Origin of the sequence: Streptomyces sp. NEAU-sy36, from assembly GCF_013423905.1 — a bacterium.
Classification (GTDB): domain Bacteria; phylum Actinomycetota; class Actinomycetes; order Streptomycetales; family Streptomycetaceae; genus Streptomyces; species Streptomyces misionensis.
On sequence record NZ_CP058977.1, the window covers coordinates 8,111,807 to 8,125,883 of the forward strand.

Here is a 14,077-nt window from a genome sequence, read left to right on the forward strand (position 1 = left end):
GCCGATGCGGGATCCGCTGTCCGTCCTCACCGAGGCCTTCACCTCCTTCCTCTTCGGAAAGGTGGAGACGACCCGGCTGCCGGTGCGCACCTCCACGGGCCAGGCCCAGGCGGTCTACCTGCCCACGGCCGCACCGGGCCTCGGCGACTCCGGCGTCATCATCGGCCGCGAGGTCTACTCCGGGAAGGGCTACATCTACGACCCCTTCCAGCTGTACGGCCAGCAGCTCCCGGCCCCGCACTGGCTGGTCCTCGGCGAGTCCGGCAACGGCAAGTCGGCGCTGGAGAAGACGTACGTCCTGCGCCAGCTGCGGTTCCGGGACCGTCAGGTCGTCGTCCTGGACGCCCAGGGCGAGGACGGGGTCGGCGAGTGGAACCTCATCGCCGAGGAGCTGGGCATAACGCCGATCCGGCTGGACCCCACGGCCGCCCTGAACCACGGCATCCGCCTCAACCCGCTGGACCCGGCGATCACCACCACCGGCCAGCTGGCGCTGCTGCGCACCATCATCGAGGTGGCGATGGGCCACGGCCTGGACGAGCGGTCCGGCTTCGCCCTCAAGGTCGCGCACTCCTTCGTCAACGAGACCATCGTGGACCGCCAGCCGGTCCTCACCGACATCGTGGAGCGGCTGCGGCACCCCGAGCCGGATTCGGCCGAGGCGATGAACGTCGCCCTGGACGACGTACGGGCCTGGGGCCTGGACGTCGCCCTGGTCCTCGACCGCCTCGTCGACGGTGACCTGCGCGGCATGTTCGACGGACCCACCACGGTCGGCATCGACCTGGACGCCCCGCTGATCGTCTTCGACCTCTCGCACATCGACCGCAACTCCATCGCCATGCCCATCCTCATGGCGATCGTCGGCGTGTGGCTGGAGCACACCTGGATCCGCCCCGACCGCAAGAAGCGGATCTTCCTGGTCGAAGAGGCCTGGCACATCATCAACAGCCCGTTCGTGGCCCAGCTGTTCCAGCGCCTGCTGAAGTTCGGCCGGCGCCTCGGCCTGTCCTTCGTGGCGGTCGTCCACCACCTCTCCGACGTGGTGGACGGCGCGGCCGCGAAGGAGGCGGCGGCGATCCTGAAGATGGCCTCGACCAGGACTATCTACGCCCAGAAGGCCGACGAGGCCCGGGCCACGGGCCGCGTCCTGGGCCTGCCCCGCTGGGCGGTGGAGATCATTCCGACGCTGACCCCGGGCATCGCGGTCTGGGACGTCAACGGCAATGTGCAGGTGGTCAAACACCTGATCACCGAGACCGAGCGGCCGCTGGTCTTCACCGACCGCGCGATGACCGAGTCCTCCAGCGACCTCGCGGCCGACGACGCCCTGCGCGCCGCCGAGCTGGAGGCCGAGCAGCGGGCGGCGGCCTTCGTGGAACAGCACCTGGGCGACTCCGAGTCCACGGTGGCGTAAGGAGGTACGGACGGGTGAGACCGGACGCTCGCGAACCCCGGGAGGACCGGCGGCAGGGCCAGGGCGGCATCCCGGACGGGCTGCTGCTCGGCATCCTCGCCTTCCTCCTCGGCATCACGGTGCTGGTGTGGACGGCCACCGGCCTGGCCGCGCTCTTCGCCAAGGGCGCCTGGCCCGCGGGCGTCGCCTTCGTCCGCACCCCCGTGGCCATGCGCCACCTCCTCGGCCGGCCGCACGACCTCGCCGGCGCCTGGCCCGACACCCCCGCGGCCCAGCTGCCCGGCTGGGGCCTGTTCTGGGGGCTGTTCATCGCCCAGCTGATGGTGCTGTTCGTCGTCACCGTGTTCGCGCTGGGGACGGTGGCGCGCTGGCGGGCGGCCAGGACCCGCGCCCGGGCGGTGAAGCGGGCACCGATGCCGGAGCCACCACCGCGTCCCGAGCCGGCCGCGGTGGCCCCGGTGCCGGTGGAGACCGACCAGCGGTACGAGATGCCGGCGGAGGCCGACCAGCGGTACGAGGTGCCGGTTCAGCGGCACGAGATGCCGGTACCGCAGCCCGCCACGCCGGAGCCGGAGCCGCCGGTCCGGCTCCCGGGCGGGAGCGAACGCGTGGGCGGCCGGGAGAAGATCCTCGTCGCGCCCGCCCAGACCCGCCGTACGGCCGCCGCGCAGGCCGTACGGGACGCGGACGGTCCCCTCCTCGTCGTCACCTCGGACCCCGGACTCTGGTCGGAGACCAAGGACGCCCGTGCCAAGCTGGGCCCCGCGCTGCTCTACGACCCCACCCATCGCTGCGACACCCCGGCCCGCCTCCACTGGTCCCCCACGGCCGGCTGCGAGGACAAGCAGACCGCCCTGCACCGCGCGACCGCGCTTCTCGCCCCGGTGCGGCCCACCGCCCGCATCGACCAGGCGGTCGCGGACACGGCGACCACCCTCCTGCGCAGCTGTCTGCACGCCGCCGCCCTGGAGAACCGCACCGTCCGCCATGTCCACCGCTGGGCCCAGGGCACCCAGGTGCAGGACGCCGTCCGCATCCTGCGCACGCACCCCAAGGCCGCCGCGGGCGCCGCGGGCGAGCTGGAGGCCGCGCTCACCGCGCACCCGGAACGCCGGGACATCGCCCAGGAGTTGACCGGCCGGGCGCTCGCCGCGCTGTCGACGGTGAACATCCGCGAGGCTTGCACCCCCAACCGAAGTGATGCCCTCGCCTTGGATTCCTTTGTCCATGAAGGGGGCACGCTTTACGTAGTCGGAGAATCCATCGAGGACCCCAGGAGCGCGCCGGGCGCGATGCCCCTGCTGACGGCCCTCGTCTCCAGCGTGGTCGAGCGCGGCCGGCGCATGGCCGAACGGTCATCCTCCGGTCGGCTCGACCCACCACTCACCCTGGTCCTGGACGACATCGCCGCGGTGGCCCCGCTGCCCGAGCTTCCGGACCTGCTGGCCTCCGGTGCGGAGCAGGGCCTTGCGACGCTCGCCCTGCTCCGCTCCCGCGAACAGGCCCGCGCCCGCTGGCCCCACCGGGAACTGCCCGGGCTGCCGGGGCTCCCCGTCTAGTCACCGTTGCAGGACGAACTCCAGCTCGTTCTGTGCCGCGTCCTTCACGAACGGCACCACCAGCCCGCTGGGTTCGAACCCGGCCTTGCGGTAGGCGCCCTGGGCCCGGGTGTTGTCCTCGTGCACCAGCAGCCGGACGCGCTCGGCGCCGCGCCGCCACGCCCAGTCCACGCCGGCGTCCAACAGGGACTTGATCAGCCCGTTGCCCCGGTGTCCGGGCCGCACGTACACCCCGACGACGTGCCCCTGCCGCCGTTCGATCGTGTATCCCGCCCAGTCCTCGGTGCCGGGCTCTTCCATCAGCACGGTCAGCGAGCCGGCCCATGATCCGTCGGGTACCTCGGCGATGAACTGCTGGGCGCTCAGCGAGCCCTCGCCGGACCCGGCCGCCCGGTCCTGCCAGAAGAGGTCGGCCTTCGCCGCGGCCTCCTCGTAGCTCTCCAGAAAGGCGAGCGGCGCGGCCGGATCCCGCAGGGCGTCGAGCCGCAGCTCCTTCACCTTCTCCCATTCCCCGGGCTGTATGGCGCGTACGACGTAATCACCGCTGGAAAGCCTGTTCATGACCGCCACCGTAGTGCTGCGGGCCGTCCTCGGCACCCCATAAAGTGGCCGCCCTGTCCGCCCGGGTGGGCCGGCGCCTGGTCACCGGAGCCCACACCGCGGAGGACCTCACGGTGTACGGCGCTCCTTTTCGACCCTGAAACGCGGAAAACCCCCGCACCAACGGTGCGGGGGTTCCCCTCAAAAATTGTTCGGCGGCGTCCTACTCTCCCACAGGGTCCCCCCTGCAGTACCATCGGCGCTGTGAGGCTTAGCTTCCGGGTTCGGAATGTAACCGGGCGTTTCCCTCACGCTATAACCACCGAAACACTATGAAACTGACAACCAGCACAATGGTTGTTCGTGGTTTCAGAACCAACACAGTGGACGCGAGCAACTGAGGACAAGCCCTCGGCCTATTAGTACCGGTCACCTCCACCAGTTACCTGGCTTCCAGATCCGGCCTATCAACCCAGTCGTCTACTGGGAGCCTTACCCCATCAAGTGGGTGGGAGTCCTCATCTCGAAGCAGGCTTCCCGCTTAGATGCTTTCAGCGGTTATCCCTCCCGAACGTAGCCAACCAGCCATGCCCTTGGCAGAACAACTGGCACACCAGAGGTTCGTCCGTCCCGGTCCTCTCGTACTAGGGACAGCCCTTCTCAAGACTCCTACGCGCACAGCGGATAGGGACCGAACTGTCTCACGACGTTCTAAACCCAGCTCGCGTACCGCTTTAATGGGCGAACAGCCCAACCCTTGGGACCGACTCCAGCCCCAGGATGCGACGAGCCGACATCGAGGTGCCAAACCATCCCGTCGATATGGACTCTTGGGGAAGATCAGCCTGTTATCCCCGGGGTACCTTTTATCCGTTGAGCGACGGCGCTTCCACAAGCCACCGCCGGATCACTAGTCCCGACTTTCGTCCCTGCTCGACCCGTCGGTCTCACAGTCAAGCTCCCTTGTGCACTTACACTCAACACCTGATTGCCAACCAGGCTGAGGGAACCTTTGGGCGCCTCCGTTACCCTTTAGGAGGCAACCGCCCCAGTTAAACTACCCATCAGACACTGTCCCTGATCCGGATCACGGACCCAGGTTAGACATCCAGCACGACCAGACTGGTATTTCAACGACGACTCCACAACCACTGGCGTGGCCGCTTCAAAGTCTCCCAGCTATCCTACACAAGCCGAACCGAACACCAATATCAAACTGTAGTAAAGGTCCCGGGGTCTTTCCGTCCTGCTGCGCGAAACGAGCATCTTTACTCGTAGTGCAATTTCACCGGGCCTATGGTTGAGACAGTCGAGAAGTCGTTACGCCATTCGTGCAGGTCGGAACTTACCCGACAAGGAATTTCGCTACCTTAGGATGGTTATAGTTACCACCGCCGTTTACTGGCGCTTAAGTTCTCAGCTTCGCCCCACCGAAGTGAAGCTAACCGGTCCCCTTAACGTTCCAGCACCGGGCAGGCGTCAGTCCGTATACATCGCCTTACGGCTTCGCACGGACCTGTGTTTTTAGTAAACAGTCGCTTCTCGCTGGTCTCTGCGGCCACCCCCAGCTCGAACAGCAAGTGCTCTCACCAGGTGTGGCCCCCCTTCTCCCGAAGTTACGGGGGCATTTTGCCGAGTTCCTTAACCATAGTTCACCCGAACGCCTCGGTATTCTCTACCTGACCACCTGAGTCGGTTTAGGGTACGGGCCGCCATGAAACTCGCTAGAGGCTTTTCTCGACAGCATAGGATCATCCACTTCACCACAATCGGCTCGGCATCAGGTCTCAGCCGTATGCAAGGCGGATTTGCCTACCTTGCGGCCTACACCCTTACCCCGGGACAACCACCGCCCGGGATGGACTACCTTCCTGCGTCACCCCATCACTCACCTACTAACCGCTTGGTTCAGCGGCTCCACCACTCCCCTTCACCCGAAGGATCCAGGACGGCTTCACGGCCTTAGCATCACGATGCTCGATGTTTGACGCTTCACAGCGGGTACCGGAATATCAACCGGTTATCCATCGACTACGCCTGTCGGCCTCGCCTTAGGTCCCGACTTACCCTGGGCAGATCAGCTTGACCCAGGAACCCTTAGTCAATCGGCGCACACGTTTCTCACGTGTGAATCGCTACTCATGCCTGCATTCTCACTCGTCAACCGTCCACAACTACCTTCCGGTGCTGCTTCACCCGGCAGACGACGCTCCCCTACCCATCACAGCAGGCGTTGGCCCTCATGCTGCAATGACACGACTTCGGCGGTACGCTTGAGCCCCGCTACATTGTCGGCGCGGAATCACTAGACCAGTGAGCTATTACGCACTCTTTCAAGGGTGGCTGCTTCTAAGCCAACCTCCTGGTTGTCTGTGCGACTCCACATCCTTTCCCACTTAGCGTACGCTTAGGGGCCTTAGTCGATGCTCTGGGCTGTTTCCCTCTCGACCATGGAGCTTATCCCCCACAGTCTCACTGCCGCGCTCTCACTTACCGGCATTCGGAGTTTGGCTAAGGTCAGTAACCCGGTAGGGCCCATCGCCTATCCAGTGCTCTACCTCCGGCAAGAAACACACGACGCTGCACCTAAATGCATTTCGGGGAGAACCAGCTATCACGGAGTTTGATTAGCCTTTCACCCCTAACCACAGGTCATCCCCCAGGTTTTCAACCCTGGTGGGTTCGGTCCTCCACGAAGTCTTACCTCCGCTTCAACCTGCCCATGGCTAGATCACTCCGCTTCGGGTCTTGAGCGTGCTACTAAAACGCCCTATTCGGACTCGCTTTCGCTACGGCTTCCCCACCCGGGTTAACCTCGCAACACACCGCAAACTCGCAGGCTCATTCTTCAAAAGGCACGCAGTCACGAGAAGCACCGAAGTGCTTCCGACGCTCCCACGGCTTGTAGGCACACGGTTTCAGGTACTATTTCACTCCCCTCCCGGGGTACTTTTCACCATTCCCTCACGGTACTATCCGCTATCGGTCACCAGGGAATATTTAGGCTTAGCGGGTGGTCCCGCCAGATTCACACGGGATTTCTCGGGCCCCGTGCTACTTGGGTGTCTCTCAAGCAAGCCGCTGACATTTCGACTACGGGGGTCTTACCCTCTACGCCGGACCTTTCGCATGTCCTTCGCCTACATCAACGGTTTCTAACTCGCCCTACGGCCGGCAGACCGTAGAAGAGAGATCCCACAACCCCGCACACGCAACCCCTGCCGGGTCTCACACGCATACGGTTTGGCCTCATCCGGTTTCGCTCGCCACTACTCCCGGAATCACGGTTGTTTTCTCTTCCTGAGGGTACTGAGATGTTTCACTTCCCCTCGTTCCCTCCACACTGCCTATGTGTTCAGCAGCGGGTGACAGCCCATGACGACTGCCGGGTTTCCCCATTCGGAAACCCCCGGATCAAAGCCTGGTTGACGACTCCCCGGGGACTATCGCGGCCTCCCACGTCCTTCATCGGTTCCTGGTGCCAAGGCATCCACCGTGCGCCCTTAAAAACTTGGCCACAGATGCTCGCGTCCACTGTGCAGTTCTCAAACAACGACCAGCCACCCATCACCCCGAACCCAAAGGATCCGAGTGCACTGGGGCCGGCGACTGAGGAGAAGTTCATTCCCTCAGACACCCAACAGCGTGCCCGACACCCCCGCCGCCCTCTCATCCGTTCCACGCCGAAGCAGTACTAGGAAGAAGAGCCATCCGAAGAGTGCCGAGTAGTCAACGTTCCACCCATGAGCAACCAGCATCAGACATTCGCTGATGTACTGGCCTCTGACCAGGCAAGCCCGGTAAGAAGTGCTCCTTAGAAAGGAGGTGATCCAGCCGCACCTTCCGGTACGGCTACCTTGTTACGACTTCGTCCCAATCGCCAGTCCCACCTTCGACAGCTCCCTCCCACAAGGGGTTGGGCCACCGGCTTCGGGTGTTACCGACTTTCGTGACGTGACGGGCGGTGTGTACAAGGCCCGGGAACGTATTCACCGCAGCAATGCTGATCTGCGATTACTAGCGACTCCGACTTCATGGGGTCGAGTTGCAGACCCCAATCCGAACTGAGACCGGCTTTTTGAGATTCGCTCCACCTCACGGTATCGCAGCTCATTGTACCGGCCATTGTAGCACGTGTGCAGCCCAAGACATAAGGGGCATGATGACTTGACGTCGTCCCCACCTTCCTCCGAGTTGACCCCGGCGGTCTCCCGTGAGTCCCCAGCACCACAAGGGCCTGCTGGCAACACGGGACAAGGGTTGCGCTCGTTGCGGGACTTAACCCAACATCTCACGACACGAGCTGACGACAGCCATGCACCACCTGTACACCGACCACAAGGGGGGCACTATCTCTAATGCTTTCCGGTGTATGTCAAGCCTTGGTAAGGTTCTTCGCGTTGCGTCGAATTAAGCCACATGCTCCGCCGCTTGTGCGGGCCCCCGTCAATTCCTTTGAGTTTTAGCCTTGCGGCCGTACTCCCCAGGCGGGGCACTTAATGCGTTAGCTGCGGCACGGACAACGTGGAATGTTGCCCACACCTAGTGCCCACCGTTTACGGCGTGGACTACCAGGGTATCTAATCCTGTTCGCTCCCCACGCTTTCGCTCCTCAGCGTCAGTATCGGCCCAGAGATCCGCCTTCGCCACCGGTGTTCCTCCTGATATCTGCGCATTTCACCGCTACACCAGGAATTCCGATCTCCCCTACCGAACTCTAGCCTGCCCGTATCGACTGCAGACCCGGGGTTAAGCCCCGGGCTTTCACAACCGACGTGACAAGCCGCCTACGAGCTCTTTACGCCCAATAATTCCGGACAACGCTTGCGCCCTACGTATTACCGCGGCTGCTGGCACGTAGTTAGCCGGCGCTTCTTCTGCAGGTACCGTCACTTTCGCTTCTTCCCTGCTGAAAGAGGTTTACAACCCGAAGGCCGTCATCCCTCACGCGGCGTCGCTGCATCAGGCTTTCGCCCATTGTGCAATATTCCCCACTGCTGCCTCCCGTAGGAGTCTGGGCCGTGTCTCAGTCCCAGTGTGGCCGGTCGCCCTCTCAGGCCGGCTACCCGTCGTCGCCTTGGTGAGCCATTACCTCACCAACAAGCTGATAGGCCGCGGGCTCATCCTGCACCGCCGGAGCTTTACACCATCAAGGATGCCCAAGATGGTCATATCCGGTATTAGACCCCGTTTCCAGGGCTTGTCCCAGAGTGCAGGGCAGATTGCCCACGTGTTACTCACCCGTTCGCCACTAATCCACCCCGAAGGGCTTCATCGTTCGACTTGCATGTGTTAAGCACGCCGCCAGCGTTCGTCCTGAGCCAGGATCAAACTCTCCGTGAATGTTTACCGGTAATCCGGTGACACACACGGGAGCGGAACCAAGAGGAGGAATAGTCCCCTCGGTCCTCAGCGTCCTCGCTGTGTTTTTTCAAAGGAACCTCGACCATCGGTGATCCGATGGACGGGGTATCAACATATCTGGCGTTGACTTTTGGCACGCTGTTGAGTTCTCAAGGAACGGTCGCTTCCTTTGTACTCACCCTCTCGGGCTTTCCTCCGGGCGCTTCCCTTCGGTGTTTCCGACTCTATCAGATCTTTTCTCGATCCGATTTCCTCGGTGCTTTCCAGGTTCCCGCTTCCGCGTTTCCCTTTCCGGCGGTTCCGACTCTATCAGATCCTTTCGGCGTCTGACTCCCAGTCAGGGGGGTTTGCCTTCCCGGCTGTTGGGCCGTTCCGACGTCTCAAACCTTAGCGGATCCTCCCGGCGATTCCCAATCGGGCCGCCGAGTCCCTATTCGAATTGAATTCGGGCGCGCCGAAATCAACCCGGGTGGGAGATCGTGCTGATGGTGTGAGGGGTGCCGCTCGAAGCGGCTGAGGTGCCACCGCTGAGACATGACGGCTCTGCGGCAACCCGAAGAACCTTACGGAACCGACAGGGGCGTGTCAACAACCCCTGTCAAGATCTTTTCGGTCCGCTCAGTCGAGGTCGCTGAGCCGGCCGCCGGCGTCCGGCTGGGCGTGCTCGACCCTGCGCAGCAACGTCGTGAGGACCTCGCCGAGGACCGAGCGCTCGGCCGGGGTGAGGTCCTGGAGGAGGTCCTCCTCGAAGACGGTGGCGAGGCGCATCGCCTCCAGCCACTTCTCCCGGCCCTCGGGGGTCAGCTCGATGATGACGCGGACCCGGTTGGACTCGTCCCGCTCCCGGGTGACCAGGCCCTCGGAGACCATCCGGTCGATCCGGTGGGTCATCGCGGCCGGAGTGAGACCGAGGCGCTTGGCGAGGTCGCTGGGGCCCATCCGGTAGGGGGCGCCGGAGAGGACCAGCGCCTTGAGCACCTCCCACTCGGCGTTGCTGATGCCGAGGGCGGCGGTCTGGCGGCCGTAGGCCACGTTCATCCGGCGGTTGAGCCGCGACAGGGCCGACACGATCTTCTCGACCTGGGGGTCGAGGTCCTGGAACTCGCGCTGGTAGGCGGCGATCTGTTCTTCGAGGGTCGGCTCAGTGACGCCGGCTGTGTCGGCCATGGCCCGAGTATGGCACGCGACCGCTTTGCGTTGAAGTCCTTCGCTGTGTACTCTTTAGCTTCGAACTTTAGCTTTGAAGTCTTCACTCCTAACTAGTGAGAGAGGTGAACGTGACCAGGGCGATGGGCGCAGCGATGCGCCGGATCCACGTGGGCAACGCACTCAGCGCATTCGGGCTCGGCTTCACGGTCCCCTACCTGTACGTCTATGTGGCGCAGGTGCGGGGCCTGGGGGCCATGACGGCGGGTCTCGTGCTCGCCGTCTTCGCCGTGGCCGCGCTGATCGTGCTGCCGTTCGCCGGCCGGGCGATCGTGCGGCGCGGCCCGCTGCCGGTCCTGCTCGCCGCCCTGGTCACCGCCGCGCTCGGCGCGCTCGGCCTGGGGCTGGCGGCCAGTGCCTGGTCGGTGCTGCCGGCGGCCGCGGTGCTCGGTGCCGGACAGGCCGTGATGCAGCCGGCGCTGGCCACGATGATCGTGGACTGCTCCAGCGCCGACACCCGCTCGCGGGCGTTCGCCATGCAGTTCTTCCTGCAGAACCTGGGCCTCGGCATCGGCGGCCTCATCGGCGGTCACCTGGTCGACACCACGCGCGTCTCGTCGTTCACCCTGCTGTTCGCGATCGAGGCGGCGATGTTCCTGCTGCTGGTCGCAGTGATGGCCACGGTGCGGATGCCGCGCTCGCCGCGTCTGGAGGACGCGCCCGCGACGTCGAAGGGCAGCTGGAAGCAGCTGCTCGGCAACCGGGCGATGGTGCAGCTGTGCGTCCTGGGCTTCGTGATCTTCTTCGCCTGCTACGGGCAGTTCGAGTCGGGTCTGAGCGCGTACGGCGTGGAGGCCGCCGGGATATCCACCTCCACGCTGGGCACGGCCCTGGCCGCGAACACCCTGATGATCGTGGTCGCCCAGTTCGCCGTGCTGCGGTTCGTGGAGCGCGCCCGGCGCACCCGGGTGATCGCCCTGGTGGGCCTGGTCTGGGTGGTGGCCTGGCTGGCCGCCGGGTACGCGGGGCTGGGACACGGCAGCCAGGAGATGGCCACGGCCGCCTTCGTGTCGACGTACGCGCTGTTCGGTCTGGGCGAGGCGATGCTGTCGCCGACGGTCGCCCCGCTGGTCGCGGATCTGGCGCCGGAGGGCATGGCCGGTCAGTACAACTCGGCGTTCGCCCTGGTGAAGCAGCTGGCGCTGGCCATCGGTCCGGCGGTGGGCGGTCCCCTCGCGGCATCGCTGCACGCGCCGTACATCGTGACCTTCGTGCTGTTCTCGCTGGGCATCACGTATCTGGCGCTGCGGCTCGGGCGGCGGCTCACCCCGGTGCAGGACCAGCCGTGGCAGGCGCGTGCCAGCCGGGTGGTCAGCCGGGGCGGGGCGCCCGCGGAGGCGGTCTCCGCGGAGGCGTGAGCCGGGCCGGCCCCGCGCCGCCGGGACATGACGGCCGTCGCCTTCGGGCGGCGGCCGTCTTCGCGTCTCAGCGCACTGCGGTGACCAGCAGCGAGGTGAAGGGGACGGTCACCGTGCCGTCGGGGGCGACGCGGTCGGCGAGTTGTTCGCGGACCAGTTCGCCGGCCCGGGTGACGGCCTCCTCGCCGCCGGCCTCCCTGAGCATGCCGCCCCAGAGGGTGTCCAGGTGCTCGCGGGCGTAGCGGTCCAGCGGGGGCAGGGTGATGTCGAAGGTGACCTCGCGGTGGGCGGTGTCGCGGTAGCCGGCCGTGTGCAGGGCGGTGGTGAGCTGGTCGGCGGTGCGGGCGTAGGCACGGGCGAGGTAGGGGAGCGCGTCGGGGGCGTACTTCTCCAGCGCGCGCTGCTCGGCGAGGAAGTAGGGCAGGCGGTCGACCGGGGCCCAGACGGTGGCGGCGAACCGGCCGCCGGGGCGGGTGACGCGGGCCGCTTCGACGAGGGCGGCGGTCAGGTCGGGGAAGAGCTGGGCGCCCTGCTGGCAGACGACCGCGTCGAAGGTGGCGGTGTCGTACGGGAGGCGGTCGGCGGGGGCCGCGGTGAAGTCGGTGTCCGGGCAGCCGGGCGACCGGTGCTCGCGGGCGACGCGGACCATGCCCTCGTCGATGTCGGCGCCGCGGACCCGGCCGGCGGGGCCGACCAGGGCGGCGGCCGCGCGGGCGGCGAAGCCGGTGCCGCACGCCAGGTCGAGCACGTGCTCACCGGGGCCGAGGCCCACGGCGGCCAGCAGCTCGGCCACGAACGGGCGCATGATCGGAGCGCTGTGGGTCTCGTACGCCTCGGGGCCTTCGGTGCTGCGATGTGTTTGTCCCATACATGCGCAGTCAACACCCCGGTTGGGCGCACGGGCCAACGACGAGCGTCGTTCAGGGGCGCGGTCTCGGCAGGACGAACTCGCACCACACCGCCTTGCCGCCGCCCGGGGTGCGGCGGCAGCCCCAGGAGGAGGCGATGGTGGCGACGATGGCGATGCCCCGGCCGGACTCGTCGGCGGGTTCGGCGCGGCGGCGCCGGGGCAGGTGGTCGTCGCCGTCGGTGACCTCCACGATCAGCCGGCGGTCGGTGCGGCGGAGTCTGAGGCGCATGGGCGGGGTGCCGTGCTGGAGGCTGTTGGCGACGAGTTCGCTGGTGGCGAGGACGCCGAGGTCGTGCAGTTCGGCGGGGAAGCGCCAGCTGGTCAGGACGCCGGAGGCGAAGGCGCGGGCGCGCGGGGCCGCCTCGACGCCGCCGAGGAGTTCGAGGGCCGCGTTGCGGAACAGCTCGCCGTCGGGTCCGGTGCGGGCGGGTTGCTGGAGGACCAGGACGGCCACGTCGTCGTCGTGGTCGGCGGTGACGCCGGCCGAGCGGACCAGGCGGTCGCAGACGACCTGGGGCGAGCCGGTGGCGCCGGCCAGGGCGCGTTCCAGGGCGGCGATGCCCTCGTCCAGGTCTTCGTCCCGGCGTTCGACCAGGCCGTCCGTGTAGAGGACGGCCGTGGAGCCGGGGCCCAGCGCGATGGAGCCGGAGGAGTGCATCCAGCCGCCCGTGCCGAGCGGCGGGCCGGTCGGTTCCTCGGTGCGGGAGACCGTGCCGTGCTCGTCGCGGACCAGGATCGGCAGGTGCCCCGCGGAGGCGTACACCAGACGGCCCTCGTTGGGGTCGTGGACGGCGTAGGCGCAGGTGGCGATCTGGTTGGGGTCGATCTCGGTGGCGAGGCCGTCGAGCAGCTGGAGCACCTCGTGCGGGGGCAGGTCGAGGCGGGCGTAGGCGCGCACGGCCGTGCGCAGCTGGCCCATGACCGCGGCCGCGCGCACGCCCCGGCCCATCACGTCGCCGATGACGAGGGCGGTGCGGCCGCCGCCGAGGGTGATCACGTCGTACCAGTCGCCGCCGACCGCGGCCTCGGTGCCACCGGGCTGGTAGGTGGCGGCGATGCGCAGGTCGTCGGGCTGTTCGAGGTCCTGGGGGAGCAGGGAGCGCTGAAGGGTGACCGCGGTCTCGCGCTGGCGGCGTTCGCTGGCGCGCAGCCGTTCGGCGGCCTCGGCGTGGTCGGTGACGTCCGTGGCGAAGACCAGCACGCCGCCGTCGCGGTCGCCGTCCTCGGCGACGGGGGTGCAGGTGAAGGTGTACGAGCGGCCGTCCACCGCCCGGCGGGACTTCAGGGTGCGGGACCGGCCGCTGCGCAGCACCTGGTCGAGCAGCGGGAGCAGGCCCAGCTCGGCGAGCTCGGGCAGGGCCTCGCGGGCGGGGGCGCCGGCGGGGCGGGGGCCGAAGGCCGTCGTGTAGGCGTCGTTGACGTACGCGAGGCGGTGGTCGGGGCCGTGCACGAGCGCGACGAGGGCCGGGACGCGGTCCAGGACGTCGCGGGCGGGCAGCTCGTCGACGGCGGGCACCGGTGCGGTGCCGTCGGCGGGCTGTCCGGCGCGGGCCGCGGGCACGGAGCCTTCCCCCCGCCGGTCCGGGGTCTCGGTCCGCGCGGCGGCGCGGCGCTGCGTTCCGGGGAGCCGGGCGCTCCAGCGCGTGAAGTTCACTGTGGGGAAGGCCTCGTGGGTGCTAGGCGGGCGGGTGCCCGGCCGTTGTCGTCGGGCAGTCTGGCAGGG

The 14,077-nt window shown here is 66.8% G+C and carries 7 protein-coding genes and 3 rRNA genes; 3 read left to right on the forward strand and 7 right to left on the reverse strand.

Annotation, left to right across the window (positions count from 1 at the left end):
* Window positions 1-4 precede the first annotated feature (4 nt).
* Together HZZ00_RS35730 and HZZ00_RS35735 are read left to right on the forward strand one after the other, a co-directional pair.
* Window positions 5-1,417 carry an ATP-binding protein gene (locus HZZ00_RS35730; RefSeq protein WP_070025102.1) on the forward strand — a complete coding sequence of 471 codons (1,413 nt, stop codon included), beginning with the start codon at window positions 5-7 and terminating at the stop codon, window positions 1,415-1,417.
* A 14-nt stretch (window positions 1,418-1,431) separates the two neighbouring features.
* A complete protein-coding gene (locus HZZ00_RS35735; RefSeq protein WP_180330170.1) occupies window positions 1,432-2,976 on the forward strand; it encodes a type IV secretory system conjugative DNA transfer family protein in 1,545 nt (514 codons plus the stop codon).
* Here the strand turns inward: HZZ00_RS35735 and HZZ00_RS35740 are convergent, their stop codons facing one another.
* The 5 genes from HZZ00_RS35740 to HZZ00_RS35760 form a co-directional block, all read right to left on the reverse strand.
* On the reverse strand, window positions 2,977-3,537 hold the full coding sequence (locus tag HZZ00_RS35740) for a GNAT family N-acetyltransferase (RefSeq protein ID WP_180330171.1): 561 nt from the start codon (window positions 3,535-3,537) through the stop codon (window positions 2,977-2,979).
* Window positions 3,538-3,726: 189 nt separating this feature from the next.
* Window positions 3,727-3,843 (reverse strand): 5S ribosomal RNA (gene rrf, locus HZZ00_RS35745).
* Between the two features lie 72 nt (window positions 3,844-3,915).
* Window positions 3,916-7,033 (reverse strand): 23S ribosomal RNA (locus HZZ00_RS35750).
* Window positions 7,034-7,334: 301 nt separating this feature from the next.
* A 16S ribosomal RNA gene (locus tag HZZ00_RS35755) occupies window positions 7,335-8,859 on the reverse strand.
* Together the 16S, 23S and 5S rRNA genes form the textbook arrangement of a ribosomal RNA operon.
* A 639-nt stretch (window positions 8,860-9,498) precedes the next feature.
* Window positions 9,499-10,047 (reverse strand): MarR family winged helix-turn-helix transcriptional regulator, encoded by a 549-nt coding sequence (locus HZZ00_RS35760; protein WP_070028742.1) that lies wholly within the window; start codon window positions 10,045-10,047, stop codon window positions 9,499-9,501.
* Between the two features lie 110 nt (window positions 10,048-10,157).
* Here HZZ00_RS35760 and HZZ00_RS35765 point away from each other — a divergent pair, with 110 nt between their 5' ends.
* A complete protein-coding gene (locus HZZ00_RS35765; RefSeq protein WP_257585560.1) occupies window positions 10,158-11,444 on the forward strand; it encodes an MFS transporter in 1,287 nt (428 codons plus the stop codon).
* A gap of 67 nt (window positions 11,445-11,511) precedes the next feature.
* On the opposite strand, the gene HZZ00_RS35770 is transcribed toward HZZ00_RS35765, so the two are convergent.
* Window positions 11,512-12,312 carry a class I SAM-dependent methyltransferase gene (locus HZZ00_RS35770; protein ID WP_180330172.1) on the reverse strand — a complete coding sequence of 267 codons (801 nt, stop codon included), beginning with the start codon at window positions 12,310-12,312 and terminating at the stop codon, window positions 11,512-11,514.
* Window positions 12,313-12,364: 52 nt separating this feature from the next.
* On the reverse strand, window positions 12,365-14,008 hold the full coding sequence (locus HZZ00_RS35775) for a SpoIIE family protein phosphatase (protein ID WP_180330173.1): 1,644 nt from the start codon (window positions 14,006-14,008) through the stop codon (window positions 12,365-12,367).
* Window positions 14,009-14,077: the final 69 nt, after the last annotated feature.

What these genes read in the sequence shown, in the direction of transcription:
- HZZ00_RS35730 (WP_070025102.1), top strand. Translation starts at nt 5, where the DNA reads ATGCGGGATCCGCTGTCCGTCCTCACCGAGGCCTTCACCTCCTTCCTC.
- HZZ00_RS35740 (WP_180330171.1), bottom strand. Translation starts at nt 3,537, where the DNA reads ATGAACAGGCTTTCCAGCGGTGATTACGTCGTACGCGCCATACAGCCC.
- HZZ00_RS35760 (WP_070028742.1), bottom strand. Translation starts at nt 10,047, where the DNA reads ATGGCCGACACAGCCGGCGTCACTGAGCCGACCCTCGAAGAACAGATC.
- HZZ00_RS35770 (WP_180330172.1), bottom strand. Translation starts at nt 12,312, where the DNA reads ATGGGACAAACACATCGCAGCACCGAAGGCCCCGAGGCGTACGAGACC.